At 61.4% G+C, this 15,653-nt stretch carries 14 protein-coding genes; all 14 read left to right on the top strand.

Going from position 1 to position 15,653, the window contains the following annotated elements; all coding sequences use genetic code 11:
• Positions 1-50 precede the first annotated feature (50 nt).
• The 14 genes from rpmF to BM235_RS27440 all read left to right on the top strand — a co-directional run bounded on the left by rpmF (position 51) and on the right by BM235_RS27440 (position 15,547).
• Positions 51-224 carry a 50S ribosomal protein L32 gene (rpmF, locus tag BM235_RS27505; RefSeq protein ID WP_090117460.1) on the top strand — a complete coding sequence of 58 codons (174 nt, stop codon included), beginning with the start codon at positions 51-53 and terminating at the stop codon, positions 222-224.
• 99 nt (positions 225-323) lie between these two features.
• Positions 324-917 (top strand): transcription factor FapR, encoded by a 594-nt coding sequence (gene fapR / locus BM235_RS27500; protein ID WP_369803564.1) that lies wholly within the window; start codon positions 324-326, stop codon positions 915-917.
• On the top strand, positions 914-1,903 hold the full coding sequence (plsX, locus tag BM235_RS27495; protein ID WP_090117459.1) for a phosphate acyltransferase PlsX: 990 nt from the start codon (positions 914-916) through the stop codon (positions 1,901-1,903). The genes fapR and plsX overlap by 4 nt, the downstream gene beginning before the upstream one ends.
• Before the next feature lie 11 nt (positions 1,904-1,914).
• Positions 1,915-2,901, top strand: coding sequence for a beta-ketoacyl-ACP synthase III (locus tag BM235_RS27490; protein ID WP_090117458.1), 987 nt, complete (start codon positions 1,915-1,917; stop codon positions 2,899-2,901).
• A gap of 25 nt (positions 2,902-2,926) precedes the next feature.
• Entirely contained in the window at positions 2,927-3,856 is a 930-nt protein-coding gene (gene fabD / locus BM235_RS27485) for an ACP S-malonyltransferase (RefSeq protein ID WP_090117457.1), read from the top strand.
• 88 nt (positions 3,857-3,944) lie between these two features.
• Entirely contained in the window at positions 3,945-4,697 is a 753-nt protein-coding gene (fabG, locus tag BM235_RS27480; protein WP_090117456.1) for a 3-oxoacyl-[acyl-carrier-protein] reductase, read from the top strand.
• A 133-nt stretch (positions 4,698-4,830) separates the two neighbouring features.
• Positions 4,831-5,064: an acyl carrier protein gene (gene acpP, locus BM235_RS27475; RefSeq protein WP_090117455.1), complete on the top strand. Its 234-nt coding sequence runs from the start codon at positions 4,831-4,833 to the stop codon at positions 5,062-5,064.
• A gap of 379 nt (positions 5,065-5,443) precedes the next feature.
• Entirely contained in the window at positions 5,444-6,685 is a 1,242-nt protein-coding gene (gene fabF, locus BM235_RS27470) for a beta-ketoacyl-ACP synthase II (RefSeq protein WP_090117454.1), read from the top strand.
• 132 nt (positions 6,686-6,817) lie between these two features.
• Positions 6,818-7,585 carry a ribonuclease III gene (gene rnc / locus BM235_RS27465; RefSeq protein ID WP_090117453.1) on the top strand — a complete coding sequence of 256 codons (768 nt, stop codon included), beginning with the start codon at positions 6,818-6,820 and terminating at the stop codon, positions 7,583-7,585.
• A complete protein-coding gene (gene smc / locus BM235_RS27460) occupies positions 7,566-11,141 on the top strand; it encodes a chromosome segregation protein SMC (RefSeq protein WP_090117452.1) in 3,576 nt (1,191 codons plus the stop codon). Before rnc ends, smc begins: the two co-directional genes overlap by 20 nt.
• A 102-nt stretch (positions 11,142-11,243) precedes the next feature.
• Positions 11,244-12,242: a signal recognition particle-docking protein FtsY gene (ftsY, locus tag BM235_RS27455; RefSeq protein WP_090117451.1), complete on the top strand. Its 999-nt coding sequence runs from the start codon at positions 11,244-11,246 to the stop codon at positions 12,240-12,242.
• Between the two features lie 214 nt (positions 12,243-12,456).
• Positions 12,457-12,909: a MarR family winged helix-turn-helix transcriptional regulator gene (locus tag BM235_RS27450; RefSeq protein WP_090117450.1), complete on the top strand. Its 453-nt coding sequence runs from the start codon at positions 12,457-12,459 to the stop codon at positions 12,907-12,909.
• A complete protein-coding gene (locus BM235_RS27445; RefSeq protein WP_090117449.1) occupies positions 12,902-14,404 on the top strand; it encodes a DHA2 family efflux MFS transporter permease subunit in 1,503 nt (500 codons plus the stop codon). Before BM235_RS27450 ends, BM235_RS27445 begins: the two co-directional genes overlap by 8 nt.
• 279 nt (positions 14,405-14,683) lie before the next feature.
• The gene (locus BM235_RS27440) at positions 14,684-15,547 is read left to right on the top strand and encodes a hypothetical protein (RefSeq protein WP_090117448.1); all 864 of its coding nucleotides are present in this window, start codon (positions 14,684-14,686) and stop codon (positions 15,545-15,547) included.
• Positions 15,548-15,653 lie beyond the last annotated feature (106 nt).

Genomic DNA, 15,653 nt, shown 5'->3' with positions numbered 1-15,653 from the left:
ATGCCGATAGAGGCCGCTTTCGCTTTCGACTCTGGTAAGGAGGTGGGAACATGGCAGTACCTTTTGGCAAAACATCCAAAGCCCGCAAAAACAAGCGCCGGACGCACTTCAAATTGGTCGTTCCGGGTTTGGTTAAGTGCGAACAATGCGGAGAATTGAAAATCTCGCACCGCGTGTGCAAGGTTTGCGGCACGTACAAATCCCGCGAAATCATCAAGCAATAATGAAATAACGCGTCCCGGCGTGACTAGCGTCAAGGCGCGTTTTTCTTTATATCGGATTGGCACCAGGTATCAGTATGAACATATAAGGCGGTGTCGCCCATGGAACGCATGCCCAAAAAGCAACGCCATCAGCAGCTCGCCCGCCTCATCGAAGACAATCCGTTCCTGACCGACCGGGAATTGACCCGCCTGCTCAAGGTCAGCATCCAGACGATCCGGCTCGACCGGCTGGAGTTGGCGATTCCCGAGCTGCGCGAACGGCTCAAGCTGATGGCGGAGCGCTCCTACGATCCGGTCCGATCGCTGCCGCTGCACGAAGTGATCGGGGACATCCTCGATCTCCAGCTCGACAAGAGCGGCATCTCCATGTTCGAGATCCGGGACGAGCACGTCTTCTCCCGAAGCGGCATCGCGCGGGGGCATCATGTGTTCGCGCAGGCCAACTCGCTCGCGGTCGCCGTCATCAACGACGAGATCGCGCTGACCGCTTCTGCGGATATCCGGTTCATTCGTCCTGCCAGGCTTGGGGAAAAGTGCATCGCAAAGGCGTATGTGAGATCCAGCGGCGTTCAGAAAGGCAAGGCGAAGGTGGAGGTATTCACCTACGTCGGCGACGAAATGGTGTTTCAAGGCAACTTTGTGATTTATCGCTCCGCAGGCTCTGCGGACGAGGAAGGAGCGGGTGAGGCATGAAAATCGCCATAGACGCGATGGGCGGCGACCAGGCACCCCGCTCGACGGTAGAAGGCGCCCTGGCAGCGGCCGCGCAGTGGCCGAAGGCGGAGCTGCTGCTCGTAGGGCGGCCCGAAGCGCTGGATCCGCTGCTCGGCGCCGGCAAGCCTTCGAACGTGACGGTCGTGCCCGCGGCCGACGTCATCGAGCCGGACGACGAACCCGTTCGCGCGGTGCGCCGCAAGCCGGAAGCTTCGATGAACGTGGCCGTCCGCATGGTTAAGGAGGGCGCCGCCGACGCGATGATCTCCGCGGGCAATACCGGTGCCTTGATGACGGCGGGCTTGCTTGTGTTGGGCAGGCTCAAAGGCATCGACCGGCCGGGCCTGACCTCGCTTTTCCCGACGACGGACGGCAAAGGCGTCCTGACGCTCGATCTCGGCGCCAATATGGACGCCAAGCCCGAGCATTTGCTGCAGTACGCGTTGATGGGCAGCATGTACAGGCAGAAGGTGCACGGACTCGCCAAGCCCAAGGTAGGCCTGTTGAATGTCGGCACCGAGGCGGCCAAAGGCAACGAGCTGAGCAAAGCCGCGTTCGAGCTGCTCGAGACGGCGCCGATTCACTTTATCGGCAACGTCGAAGCGCGCGACGTGCTTAGCCGCAGCTGCGACGTGCTCGTCTGCGATGGGTTTTCGGGCAACATCCTGCTTAAGGCGATCGAGGGCGCGGCGGAGACGGTGTTCGGCCTGTTGAAGCAAGAGATGACGAGCAGCCTGCGCTCCAAGCTGGCGGCGGCCGTGCTTCGCCCGAACTTCAGGCGCGTCGGCAAGATGATGGATTACAAGGTGTACAACGGCGCGCCGCTGCTCGGCGTAAACGGGCTGGTCGTCAAGAGCCACGGCTCCTCGGACGCCACGGCGACGATGCATGCGATCCGCCATACGGTAGCCGCGATCGACAACGGACTCATCCCTGCATTGGCCGAAGAATTCGGCGGAAAGTGAGAGAGAAGACGATGAATGGAATTCCCGTGGGCGTCCTCGGCATCGGCAAGTACGCGCCGGAGCGCCGCCTGACGAACCAAGAGCTCGAGCAAGTGGTGGAGACGAACGACGAATGGATCGTGAGCCGCACCGGCATCCGCGAGCGTCGCATCGCCGCCGAGCACGAGGCGACGAGCGATCTGGCGTACGAAGCGGCCGTCAAGGCGCTGGCGTCGGCGAACATCACGGCGGATCAGCTCGATCTGATCATCGTCGCGACGATTACGCCGGACATGTTTTTCCCGTCGACCGCCTGCATCCTGCAGGATCGTCTCGGCGCGAAGAAGGCGGCCGCGTTCGATCTATCCGCCGCTTGCTCCGGCTTCATCTACGGTCTCGCCAACGCATCCGGCTTCATCGCGCTCGGCATGTATAAGTACGCGCTCGTCATCGGCGCGGACACGCTGTCCCGGATTACCGATTATACGGACCGCAATACCTGCGTGCTGTTCGGCGACGGCGCCGGCGCCGTCGTCATCGGCGAAGTGCCAGAAGGACGCGGCTTCAAGTCGTTCGAACTCGGGGCCGACGGCTCCGGAGGCCCGCACCTGCGCATCCAGGGCGGCGGCTCCCGCCAGCCTTCGTCCGAAGAGACGGTGGGCGGCAAGCGTCACTTCATCGAGATGAACGGCCGCGAGGTGTTCAAGTTCGCGGCGCGCATTATGGGCAACGCGGCCGAGGAAGCGCTCCGCAAGGCGGGCGTGGACAAGTCCGAGATCGATCTGCTCGTGCCGCACCAGGCGAACATCCGCATCATCCAGGCTTCGCTCGAGCGGCTCGAGCTGCCGCCGGAGAAGTGCGTGATCAACATCGATCGGTACGGCAACATGTCGGCAGCTTCGATCCCGCTGGCGCTGGCCGAGGCGGTGGAAGAGGGCCGCGTAAGCGAAGGGGACACGATCGCGATGGTCGGCTTCGGGGGCGGCCTCACATGGGGCGCTTCGGTACTGGTCTGGTAAAGGATAGAGGAGGCTGACTTCGTTCATGGGCAAAATCGCATTCGTATTTCCCGGACAAGGGGCGCAGGCGGTCGGAATGGGCAAGGACGCCGCCGAGGCGTTCGAAGCGTCGCGGCACGTGTACGAGGCTGCCGACCGGGCGCTCGGATTTTCCGTATCGGCGCTTTGCTTCGAAGGGCCGGAGGATTCTCTTCGCCAGACGGCGAACACGCAGCCCGCATTGCTCGCGACAAGCGTGGCGCTGCTCGAAGCGTTCAAAGCGCGCGGCGTGAAGCCGGACTATGTCGCCGGCCACAGCCTCGGCGAATACAGCGCGCTCGTTGCGGCGAACGTCCTCGACTTCGCTGACGCGATCCGTCTCGTCCGCGCGCGGGGCACGTTCATGGAAGAAGCCGTGCCTAGCGGCCAAGGCGCGATGGCGGCGACGCTCGGCGCCGAGCGCGAGGCGCTCGAAGCGCTGTGCCGGGACATCTCGGCCTCCGGCGCGCAGGTCGAACTCGCCAACGTCAACTGCCCGGGGCAGATCGTCGTTTCCGGCACGGCGGCGGGCGTCGCCGCGGTCGTCGAGCGCGGCAAGGAAGCGGGCGCCAAGCGGGTCATCCCGCTGGAAGTCAGCGGGCCGTTCCACTCGTCCCTTATGCGGCCCGCGGCCGATCGGCTCTCGGCCAAGCTTGACGAAGTCGCTTTCCGCGACGCCGAAGTGCCGGTGATCGCCAACGTGACGGCAACCGCGGTCAGCGAGGGCGCGCGCCTGCGCGAGCTGCTCGTGGAGCAGGTGGTGTCCCCCGTGCTATGGGAAGACAGCATTCGCTATTTGATCGGCGAGGGCGTCGATACGTTCGTCGAGATCGGTTCGGGCGCCGTGCTGGCGGGTCTGATCAAGAAGATCGACAAGTCGGTGCGGATCGTATCCGTTAACAGCGCCGCCGGCGTAAACGAAGCGGAATTCGGTTGAAATAGGAGCGCCACCCGACGCCGCCTCTGACGCCACCTGATGAGGCTTCGGATTTGGTGATTATGCCTAACGCGAGAGGGGTAATAATATGGCGGAGTTTGATCTTAGCGGCAAGGCCGCGCTCGTGACCGGCGCATCGCGCGGAATCGGCAGGGCCATCGCGCTCGCGCTCGCCGAGGCGGGCTGCGACGTCGCCGTGAACTATGCGGGCGGCGAATCCGCCGCGCGGGAGACGGCGAACGCGATCGAGGCGCTCGGCCGCAAGGCGATTCTGGTTCAGGCGAACGTCGGCAAGGCCGCGGAGTTCGACGCGATGGTGCAGACCGCGATCGAGGCGTTCGGCAAGCTCGACATTCTCGTGAACAACGCCGGCATTACGCGGGACAATCTGATCATGCGAATGAAGGAAGAAGAATTCGACGCCGTGATCGAGACGAACCTCAAGGGCGTGTTCAACGGCATCAAGGCGGTCACCCGTCCCATGATGAAGCAGCGTTACGGACGCATCATCAACATTTCCTCGGTCGTCGGCGTGCTCGGCAATGCGGGACAAGCGAATTACGTGGCGGCCAAAGCCGGCGTCATCGGACTGACGAAGTCCGCGGCGAGGGAACTGGCGTCGCGCGGCATTACCGTCAACGCGGTCGCGCCGGGCTTCATCGAGACGGACATGACGGACAAGCTGCCGGCCGATCTTCGCGAAGCCATGCTGAAGGACATTCCGCTCGGCCGGATGGGCAGGCCGGAGGAGATTGCTTCAAGCGTGCTTTACCTGGCGTCGGACAGCGCGTCTTACATGACCGGGCAGACGATCCATGTCGACGGAGGCATGTATATGTAAAACGCTGCCGTACCCCGGCGGACTTGAGTCCGCGGGCGTGCGGCGCAACGGATGAAGAGGCTTTCGCGGAACCGTTTACGCGCTGGCTTTTTGTCCATCTATCTCGTATAATACCAAAAGGGAGGTGAACCGGATGTCCGATGTATATGATCGCGTTAAACGCATCGTGGTCGAACGCCTGGGCGTAGAAGAGGCCGAAGTCACCAACGAAGCGAACTTTAAGGATGACTTGGGCGCCGACTCTCTTGATGTCGTCGAACTGGTAATGGAACTCGAAGACGAATTCGACTTGGAGATCTCCGATGAGGATGCAGAGAAGATCACTACGGTGGGAGAAGTCGTAAATTACATACAATCTCATGCCTAACTGATCTGACAAGGTCCCGCTTCGAAGAGCGGGACTTCTCCACATTATGCATCGATTTTTTGGGTCTGCGGCCCGGCGGCCATCCTTGAACGGACGGTCCCGGGCCGTCGCTACCTGCGCAGGACCGTATACGCGCCTAGCTGCGGCGGACGCCGTATTTATTAGAACGATTCTTCCCGTCACGGACGAATCGCTGCAATAAATGACGGGATCCGTCCTCGCGCGAACGCCGGCCTTAAGTTCGTCAGTCTTGCTTACCATCGTTCCGGGGATTCGGACGCTACCAGCATCCGGATCGCCCGGATTTCTACGCGAAACGGGCTCGTCCGTCAAGGGCGGCGCCGAACGTTTACGCATCGGCTGAAGAGGTGAACATGGTTTGGCACATCGTGTAGTTGTAACCGGCATGGGAGTCGTTACCTCCCTGAGTACGGATTTGAATACGTTTTGGGACAGCCTGCTCGCCGGCAAGTCGGGCGTGAGCCTGATCGAGGCGTTCGATACGGCCGACTATCCGACGAAGATCGCGGCCGAAGTGAAGAACTGGGAGCCTGAAGCGCACGGGATCGACAAAAAAGAAGCGCGCCGGATGGATCGCTTCGTGCAGTTCGGCTTGGCGGCATCGCTCAGCGCCGTGAAGGACGCCGGACTCGAGATCGGCGTCAACGCCGAAGCCGACCGCGTCGGCGTGAGCGTCGGCTCCGGCATCGGCGGCCTCGGCACCTGGGAGGATCAGCATACGATCCTCATGGAAAAGGGGCCGCGCCGCGTCAGCCCTTTCTTTATCCCGATGATGATCGCGAATATGGCGAGCGGCCAGATCTCCATCGTTACGGGCGCCAAAGGCCCCAATACGACGGCGGTCACCGCTTGCGCGACCGGTACGCATTCGATCGGCGACTCGTACAAGCTGATCCAGCGCGGCGACGCCGACGTCATGATCTGCGGCGGCGCCGAGGCGACGATTCGCCCGATCGCGGTCGCCGGATTTTCCAACATGCGCGCGATGAGCACGCGCAACGAAGAGCCTGAAAAGGCGAGCCGCCCGTTCGATACGGACCGCGACGGATTCGTCATGGGCGAGGGCGCGGGCGTGCTTATCCTGGAATCGCTTGAACACGCGACGGCGCGCGGCGCGCGCATCTATGCCGAGGTGATCGGCTACGGCATGAGCGGCGACGCGCACCACATGACCGAGCCGGATCCGGACGGCGCCGCGCGCTGCATGGCCAGAGCGATCAAGGACGCGGGCATCGCGCCCGAGGAGATCGGCTATATCAACGCGCACGGCACTTCGACGCCTGTCGGCGACAAGTCCGAGACCGAGGCGATCAAGCGCACGTTCGGCGAGCATGCCAAGAAGCTCGCCGTCAGTTCGACCAAGTCGATGACCGGGCATATGCTCGGCGCCGCCGGCGGCGTCGAGGCCGTCATCGTCGGCCTGGCGCTTCAGAACGGCGTGCTCCCGCCGACGATCAATCTCGACAACCAGGATCCCGAATGCGACCTGGATTACGTCCCGAACGAGCCGCGCCAAGCGGACGTGAAGGTGGCGCTGTCGAATTCGTTCGGCTTCGGCGGTCACAACGCCACGGTTATTTTGCGCAAATACGAGGCTTGACAGTATGTGATCGGCCATAACGCAGGCGGCGTGCCGCCTGCGTTTTTTCTAAAATAAGACGTTCGTGACCGCTTAACGGCGGGGGGAACGAAACGTCTAACTTGCGGAGGATCACGAAGGAGGATGCCGTACATGAGCGAAGTCATGAACCGGCTGCAGGAGAGAGCGGGCGTCCGTTTCCGCAACGTCTCGCTGCTAAGGCAAGCTTTTACCCATACGTCGTACGTGAACGAGCAGCGGGGCTCCCGCGTGGAGCACAACGAGCGCCTTGAATTTCTGGGAGACGCCGTCCTTCAGCTGACCGTGTCCGAGGCGCTGTACCGGATGTATCCTGACCGTCCCGAGGGCGAACTCACGCGTCTAAGGGCAGCGATCGTATGCGAGCCGTCGCTTGTCCGTTTTGCCGAGGCGCTCGAATTCGGGCAGGTCGTGCTGCTCGGCAAAGGGGAGGAGCAGACGGGCGGCCGGAGCCGTCCGTCGCTGCTGGCGGATGCCTTCGAGGCGTTCGTCGGCGCACTGTATTTGGATCAGGGGTTGGCGGAGGTGAACCGCTTCCTCGGCGAGCATCTATTCGCTCACTTGCCCAAGGAAGGCCAAGCGCCGATCAAGGATCACAAGACCGAGCTGCAGGAGCGCGTGCAGCATCTGGGTCTCGGCACGCTCGATTACCGGATTCTCGAGGAACGGGGACCGGCGCACGACCGGGAATTCGTCGTCGAGGTCCGAATCGGCGAGCGAAGGCTCGGCCAGGGGGCCGGGCGCTCCAAAAAGGAAGCGGAGCAGCAGTCGGCCGCGCAGGCGCTTCGCCAATTGCGGGCGGACGCGGATACGGGCGGCGGACAGGCAGCAGGCAGCGAGAGACAAAAGGTGAGGGATCCCCATGTATCTGAAAGGCATTGAGCTTGCCGGCTTCAAATCGTTCGCGGATCGTACGCAGCTCGAGTTCGGCCGCGGCATCACCGCGGTCGTCGGCCCGAACGGCAGCGGCAAGAGCAACATCTCCGACGGCATCCGCTGGGTGCTCGGGGAGCAGAGCGCAAAGAGCCTGCGCGGCGGCAATATGCAGGACGTCATTTTCGCCGGCAGCGATGCCCGCAAGGCGGTCAACTTCGGCGAGGTATCGCTGACGCTCGACAACAGCGACAAGGCGCTGCCCCTCGATTTCGCGGAGGTGACCGTCACGCGCCGCGTGCACCGGAGCGGGGACAGCGAATATTTGATCAACAAGCAGCCGTGCCGCCTGAAGGACATCACGGAGCTGTTCATGGATACCGGCATCGGCAAAGAAGCCTATTCGATCATCGGACAAGGGCGCATCGAGGAGATTTTGAGTACGCGCTCCGAGGATCGTCGCGGCATTTTCGAGGAAGCGTCGGGCATCGTCAAGTACAAATCTCGCAAAAAGGAAGCGCAGCGCAAGCTTGAAGACACCGAAGGCAACCTGCTGCGGATCAACGACCTCGTCGTCGAGCTCGAGAGCCAGGTCGAGCCGCTTCGCAAGCAAGCGGCGAAGGCCGAGTCGTTCAAGCTGCTGAAGGAAGAGCTTAAAAACAATGAGATCGCGCTGTACGTGCATCAGATCGATACGGTGCACAAGACTTGGGCGGAGACGAACGGCAAGCTCGAGAAGCTCCGCAAGGAACAGCTCGAGCTCTCGACGGTCGTGTCGGCGCACGACGCCCAGCTCGAAGAAGAGCGTCAGGCGCTGCAGCGGCTCGAGGAAGCGCTCGAGCGCTTGCAGGACGAGCTGCTGCGGACGACCGAGGAGACCGAGAAAAGCGAAGGCTACGGCGAGCTGCTGACCGAGCGCATGGCGAATCTGGCGCGCGGCCGCGCGCAGCTTGACGAGAGTCTGGCCCTGGTGACCGAGCGGCTGACCGCGGCGAAGGCCGAGGGCGAGAAAATCGAAAGGCGCCGCTCGGAAGTCGAAGGCGAGCTCGAGGCGCTTCAGACGAAGCTGCTCGAGGAAGAAGTGAAGCTCGCGATCGCGGACGGCAGCGAGGACGCCGAAGAGCGGCTGAAGACGGATCTGTTCGAGACGATGAACGCGATGGCTCAAGCGCGCAACGATATCCGCTACTGCGAGCAGCAGCGGGAAGAGCTCGCGCGCAAGTCAGCCCGTACGGCCGGCGAGCGGGCCAAGCTCGAAGAGCAGCGCGAAGCGCTCAAGCTACGCGGTGCGGAGCTTGAGCTCCGGGTTGCGGCCTGCGCGCAGGCGGTCGCCCAGACGCGCGACCGCTATATCGCCGAAGGCACCCGCGTGGCGGATCTGCAGCGGCGGCTCGAGGAGACGCAGGGCGAGGGACGCCGCTGGGATCAGAAGCGCGAAGCGCTCGTGTCGCGGCGCGATACGATCGCGGAGCTCGCGAACGATTACGACGGCTTCCAGCACGGCGTCCGGGAAGTGCTGAAGGCCGCGAAGCGCGGGCACTTGCACGGCGTTCACGGCGCGGTCGCCGAGCTCGTGACCGTGCCTGCTCACCTTGAAGTGGCCGTGGAGACGGCGCTCGGCGCGGCACTGCAAAATATCGTCATGGAAAACGAAGCGACCTCGCGAGCCGCGATCGGATACTTGAAGCAGCGGCAGTCGGGACGCGCGACGTTCCTGCCGCTCGACGTCATCAAGGCGCGGAACGTCGGAGACGGAGACCGCAGAAGCGTGGCCGAGTTGGAAGGCTTTGTCGGCGTGGCGTCCGAGCTCGTAAGCTTCGAGCACAAGTACGCGGCTATCGTCGGCAGCATGCTCGGCAACGTGATGATCGCGGAGAAGCTCGAACATGCGAACCGGATCGCTTCGCGGCTTCAGTACCGCTACCGGGTCGTGACGCTCGACGGCGACGTCGTCAATGCGGGCGGCTCGATGACGGGCGGCAGCATGGCGCGCAAATCGTCCAACCTGCTCGGCCGCCAGCGCCAGCTTGAAGAGCTGGCCAAGGAAATCAAAGCCGCGGAGCAGGCGCGAATCAAGCTGCGCGCCGAGTTCGACGACCTGAAGAAGGAACTCTCGCTGGCGCAGCAAAATATCGAGCAGCTCCGCGAATCCGGCGAGCGCGCCCGGATGGAAGAGCAGCAGGCGTCGGCCCAGCGGCAGCGGCATGCCGAGGAGCGGGAGCAGCTCGATGCGCAGCTGTCCGCGATCGGCGGGGACGAAGGCGGACTTAGTCGCGAGAAGGCGGAGCTGGCGTCCGCCCGCGCCGAAGCCGAAACGCGCCTCGTGAAGCATACCGCCGATGAAGAGCGCCTGTCGCGCGCGATTCGCGAGGCGGAGGAGCTCAAGCGGCGGAGCGCGAGCGCGAAGGAAGAGCTGCAAGCGCAGCTGACCGAGATGAAGGTGTCGATCGCGCGCATGGAGCAGGAGCGGGCCTCGATCGCCGAGCAGTCCGGCCGCCACCGCAGCGAAGAGATGCGGCTGTCCGCCGAGTCGCGCCAACTGAAGGAGACGCTCGCGCAAAATGCGTCGGACACCGAGCGCACGGCTGCCGAACAGAACCAGCAGCGCGAGCGGCTGAATGAACTTCGGCTCGCCAAAAAGGAATTCACCGAAGGGATCGAATTCCGGCGGGCGGACCGCTCCCAGCGGCAGCGCGAGCTCGAGCGCAAGGAAAACGAGACGCGCGAGCAGCGCAGCCAGCTGCGCCAGGTCGAGGATCAGCTTCGCCAGGCGGAGATTTCCTCGAACCGGATGGACGTCGAGCTCGACAATCTCCTCCGCAAGCTCAGCGAGGAATACGAGATCGGCTACGAGTGGGCGAAGGAGAAATATGCCGTCCCCGAAGACGTTCCCGCCGCCCAAAACGACGTACGCGAGCTGAAGCGCAAGATTACGATGCTCGGCGAGGTCAACTTGGGCGCCATCGAAGAGTTCAAGCGCGTGAGCGAGCGCTATGAATTCCTGGACGCGCAGAAGAACGATCTCATGGAGGCCAAAAGCAAGCTGCATGCGATCATCCACGAGATGGACGAGGAGATGTCGCGACGGTTCCGCACGACGTTCGACCAGATTCGCGGCCACTTCGTCGGCGTCTTTTCCAAGCTGTTCGGCGGCGGCCGCGCGGACCTTATTTTAAGCGAGCCGGAGCGGCCGCTCGACACGGGCATCGAGATCGTCGCCCAGCCCCCGGGCAAAAAGCTGCAAAACCTGCAGCTGCTGTCCGGCGGCGAGCGGGCTTTGACGGCGATCGCGCTGTTGTTCGCGATACTGAACGTAAAGCCGGTGCCGTTCTGCGTGCTCGACGAAGTCGAGGCTGCGCTGGACGAGGCGAATGTCGCGCGCTACGCGCGATATATGCGCGATTTTTCCGAGCTGACGCAGTTCATCGTCGTCACGCACCGCAAAGGCACGATGGAGGAAGCGGACATGCTGTACGGCGTGACGATGGAGGAAGGCGGCGTGTCCAAGCTCGTGTCCGTCAAACTCGAAGAAAGCGAAGAATTTACTGCGGAAGCGACGGCCTGACGATCTGACGAAAGGCATGGCTTCGTGCGATGATTCATATCGAAGGACGGGACGGACGCCGAACGGTATGATCGGCGGGCTGACCGGCAGGAGGAACGAAGGATGAGTTTTTTTAAACGACTGAAGGAAAGTATCGCCTCGAAGACGGAGGCGGTAACGAACAAGTTCAAGGATGGCCTCGCGAAAACGCGCGACGCCTTCGTCGGACAGGTGACCGACCTTTTCACAAGGCGCAAAAAAATCGACGAGGCGTTTTTCGAGGAGCTCGAGGAGATCCTGATCGGCGCCGACGTTGGCGTCAACACGGTCATGGAGTTGATCGAGGACCTGCGCGACGAGGTGAAAAAACGCCGTATCGAGCAGCCGTCGGAGCTTCAGCCTATTTTATCCGAAAAGCTGGTCGGTTTATTGACGGATAGCGGCGAATCGGCCCAGCTTAAGATGAATCCGAACGGCATCACCGTCATTTTGTTCGTCGGCGTCAACGGCGTCGGAAAAACGACGACGATCGGCAAGCTTGCCCACCGGTTCAAGCAGGAGGGCAAGACAGTGCTGCTGGCCGCGGGCGATACGTTCCGCGCCGGCGCGATCGAGCAGCTGCAAGTCTGGGGCGAGCGCGTCGGCGTCGAGGTGATCAGCCAGCAAGCCGGCTCCGACCCTGCGGCGGTCATGTACGATGCCGTTCAGGCTGCCAAGCAGCGCGGCGTCGACGTCCTGCTCTGCGATACGGCCGGACGCCTGCAGAACAAAGCGAACCTGATGGAGGAGCTGTCCAAAATCTATCGCGTCATCCAGCGCGAGATCCCGAGCGCGCCGCACGAGACGCTGCTCGTACTGGACGCGGCAACGGGACAGAACGCGCTCCAGCAAGCGAAGCTGTTCGGCGAGAAAAGCGGCGTCTCCGGCCTCGTGCTGACCAAGCTCGACGGCACGGCCAAGGGCGGCATCGTCATCGCCATCCGGCGCGAGATGTCGCTGCCGGTCAAGTTCGTCGGACTCGGCGAAAAGATGGACGATCTGCAGCAGTTCGACGCCGAGCAATTCGTCCATGCGCTATTCGCGGGGCTGGCGGAGGAACAGCCGACTGGCGAAGAGCAATAAAGCGTCACAGCGGAATACCGTGATCATCCGGCCGCAGCAGCCGCCCTCAGGGCAGCTTGCTGCGGATTTTCTTTGTTTTTGGGCAAAAATAAGGTTTGACCGGTTAAGCCAGCTGTACTAATATACTTCGTATGCGAATTATTTGTTGAACAATTATTTGCAAGGAAAAGGTTCTAGGGACTAATCCTAATTATTTCGGAAAAGGGGGAGGGAGATGCGAGATCAATCGTTGATTTCGGAATTGTTCACGTCCTTTAGGGAAGTCAACCAGTCGTTTTACCATTCGATGCAGCGTGCAGGCCATCATCTGGGCGTCACGCCGATCCAACTGCTCGTATTAAAGACGCTGAGGGAAAGGCCGCAGATGAGCCTGTCGGAGTTGGCCGAATGCCTGTTCGTCGGTCCAAGCACGGCAAGCGGTATCGTAGAGCGGATGGTCAAGGCGAAGCTCGTCACGAGAGAGCGTCCGGAAAACGATCGTCGTTCCATCTCGCTGAGATTGACGCCTGAAGGCGAGGGATTGTGGGTAAAGATCGACGAGCGGCGTAAAATGATGCTGGCGCCGCTTAATGAGCTCGGCGAGGAAGATCTGAACGACCTGCTGCGCATACATGGGCGCATCGTGCAAATATTACACAAAGCGAGAGAGGAAAATAAAGATGAGTAATGCCATAACATCCACCCTGAGAAAAGGTCCGATCGTCGCGTCGCTCCTCATCGGCGCCTTCGTCGCGCTGCTGAGCCAGACGCTGCTGAACGTCGCGCTGCCGAAAATGATGGCCGACCTCAATATCGGGTCCAATACGATTCAATGGCTCGTAACGGGCTACATGCTCGTTAACGGCGTCGTCATTCCGGTTACCGCTTATTTGATTTCAAAGTTCACGACCCGACAATTGTATATGGTCGCCATGGGACTGTTCTCGGTCGGTACCGTCGTGGCCGCGGTCGCGCCGGACTTCGGCACGCTGTTGACCGGCCGTTTGATCCAGGCCGTCGGCGCGGGCATCATGATGCCGCTCATGTCCGTCGTGTTCCTGACGATCTTCCCGATCGAACAGCGCGGCAAGGCGATGGGCATGATGGGTCTGGCCATGATTTTCGCGCCGGCCGTCGGTCCGACGCTTTCCGGCTGGGTCGTCGAGCACTATTCCTGGCGAGTCCTGTTCTATATCGTACTCCCACTGGCCATTTTTTCGTTAATCTACGGCGCCTTATCGATGAAAAACGTCACGCCAATCTCCAAGCCGAAATTGGATGTGCTTGGCGTCGTGCTCTCCACGCTCGGCTTCGGCGGCATCCTGTACGGCTTCAGCGACGCCGGCAACGACGGCTGGGACAGCACGAGAGTCGTCGTCAGCTTGATCGTCGGCGCAGTCGCGCTCGTGCTGTTCGTCTGGCGAGAGCTGACCGCGAAGAAACCGCTGCTCGAATTCCGCGTGTTCAAGTTCGACATGTACTCGCTGACGACGGTCATCAACGTCATTATTACGATGGCCATGTTCTCCGCGATGGTGCTTATGCCGATCTATCTGCAGAACATTCGCGGCTTCACGCCGCTCGAATCCGGCCTCCTGCTTTTGCCGGGCGCCATTCTGATGGGCATCATGTCTCCGATCACGGGCATGATCTTCGACAAGATCGGCGCGCGCTGGCTGGCCGTCATCGGTCTCATTATCACGGCTTTTACGACGTGGGAGCTGAGCCGGATCGCACTGGACTCCACTTATATGCATATTATTCTGATCTACTCCGCGCGGATGTTCGGCATGTCGCTGCTCATGATGCCGATCCAGACGGCGGGCATGAATCAACTGCCCCAGACGCTCAACTCGCACGGATCGGCCATGTCGCAGACGCTGCGTAACGTCGCCGGCGCGCTCGGTACCGCGTTGCTCGTTACGATCATGACGAACAGGGCGGCCGACGAAGGCGAGGCGCTCAAGAACGCCGCCGGAATCGATCCAAGCGACAAGACGAATCCGCAATTGATCGATATCGGCAAGGAAGCCACGCTGTACGGCATCCAGCATGCGTTCGTCGTCGCCACTTGGATCACGATCGCCGCACTGGTGCTGGCATTCTTCATTCGGAAAGTGAAGCCGCACCACGAGGTGCTCAAGTCCGAGGGCAACGCCAAGGCCGAAGCGGCCAACTCATAAACTCAATCGTCGCGCTGATTGCCGGCGGCCAACGTCTCGCGTGAGGGATTCTATCCCGCCCGCGAGGCGTTTTTTATTTACGCTTGTTTTTAGCATTAAGCCTTATAGATACATTCGATGGAAAGCAAGAATATGCCGAAAATGGCTTGATGCGGCGTTGATAACATACGAATGCGCGGCGAATAATCGCTTGATACAGTTGTAGCTAGCCGAGCCGATAGAATCGCCTGTTTACGGGCGGACGCTGTACGGAACGGTACTCGAAGGAGGGATTCATTAATGAAAAGAAGTTCGCTGCTCTTGGCAAGCGCCATGCTGGGCGCAGGTACGCTGTTATCCGGGTGGTCCGGCGGACAGGCGGCTCATGCCGCGGGCGTCGCGACGCCGAACTACGAGGTGAAATGGTATCTGGATCCGGCCGTCGTGCTGGGCTCGGACCACAAGCTGAAGAGCGCGATACTGAACGCTTTCGACATGCCGTCCTCGGTCGAAAAAATGAACATCGAGTACTTGGACGGCGACGATCTGGCCTTGAACGCCGAGGGCTGGGACGTTCGGATCCGGAAAAAGGAGTCGGATAGCGACGAGGCGTTCGAGGTGACGTATAAAATGCGTTATCCGATCGCCGGAGGCAACGTTCAGGCGGCGTTAAATGCGGCTGCGGCGGACGGCTTCGACGCGGACGAGGACGACTTTGAAGCGCAGATCGATTGGGGCTACTCGTCGCAGACGCTCAGCTTCAGCAACAAGAAGGATGCGGAGCTTGACGGCTATGATGGCATGGAACTGCCCGGCAAGGGAGATTCGAGAGAGCTGGCGGTGGATCTCATTCCGGGCAAACTGGATAATTGGCAGTCCGGGGACTGGGCCGAGGACATTCTCCACGACGCCCATATTTACGGTCCTGTCGGCGCCAAGCGATCGATCGGCGAATGGGGCGGCGAGGAGCTGTACATCGAGGTTTGGGAAATCAAGAAGGCGTCGGGAACCGGCTACGATTATCTCGTCGAAGCTTCCTTCAAGGAAGACGATTACGCGACAGCGTCCGCAAGGAGAGATTCGCTCAAGAACAAGCTGATCTCGGAAGGCTGGTTTTTGCCGCAAGACGGTCTCAAGACGACGAAGATATTGGAGCGCTATTAAAATAAGCCGGTCGCCGTTGGCGTCCATGACCGCAAGGGTCATGGACGTTTTTTTATGCAAACGTCGAAAATAATGTCCCTGTCCTATAGTCATTATGCGGGCCTGA

This window comes from Cohnella sp. OV330, from assembly GCF_900112065.1.
Lineage (GTDB): Bacteria > Bacillota > Bacilli > Paenibacillales > Paenibacillaceae > Cohnella.
Note: the sequence above shows the minus strand (reverse complement) of the source record. Positions and strands in the feature narration are given on the sequence as shown.

Bases quoted from the DNA above. Each gene is read 5' to 3' on its own strand.
- rpmF (WP_090117460.1), top strand. From the start codon at position 51: ATGGCAGTACCTTTTGGCAAAACATCCAAAGCCCGCAAAAACAAGCGC.
- plsX (WP_090117459.1), top strand. From the start codon at position 914: ATGAAAATCGCCATAGACGCGATGGGCGGCGACCAGGCACCCCGCTCG.
- fabD (WP_090117457.1), top strand. From the start codon at position 2,927: ATGGGCAAAATCGCATTCGTATTTCCCGGACAAGGGGCGCAGGCGGTC.
- BM235_RS27490 (WP_090117458.1), top strand. From the start codon at position 1,915: ATGAATGGAATTCCCGTGGGCGTCCTCGGCATCGGCAAGTACGCGCCG.
- acpP (WP_090117455.1), top strand. From the start codon at position 4,831: ATGTCCGATGTATATGATCGCGTTAAACGCATCGTGGTCGAACGCCTG.
- fapR (WP_369803564.1), top strand. From the start codon at position 324: ATGGAACGCATGCCCAAAAAGCAACGCCATCAGCAGCTCGCCCGCCTC.
- smc (WP_090117452.1), top strand. From the start codon at position 7,566: ATGTATCTGAAAGGCATTGAGCTTGCCGGCTTCAAATCGTTCGCGGAT.
- BM235_RS27440 (WP_090117448.1), top strand. From the start codon at position 14,684: ATGAAAAGAAGTTCGCTGCTCTTGGCAAGCGCCATGCTGGGCGCAGGT.
- BM235_RS27450 (WP_090117450.1), top strand. From the start codon at position 12,457: ATGCGAGATCAATCGTTGATTTCGGAATTGTTCACGTCCTTTAGGGAA.
- fabG (WP_090117456.1), top strand. From the start codon at position 3,945: ATGGCGGAGTTTGATCTTAGCGGCAAGGCCGCGCTCGTGACCGGCGCA.
- ftsY (WP_090117451.1), top strand. From the start codon at position 11,244: ATGAGTTTTTTTAAACGACTGAAGGAAAGTATCGCCTCGAAGACGGAG.
- BM235_RS27445 (WP_090117449.1), top strand. From the start codon at position 12,902: ATGAGTAATGCCATAACATCCACCCTGAGAAAAGGTCCGATCGTCGCG.
- rnc (WP_090117453.1), top strand. From the start codon at position 6,818: ATGAGCGAAGTCATGAACCGGCTGCAGGAGAGAGCGGGCGTCCGTTTC.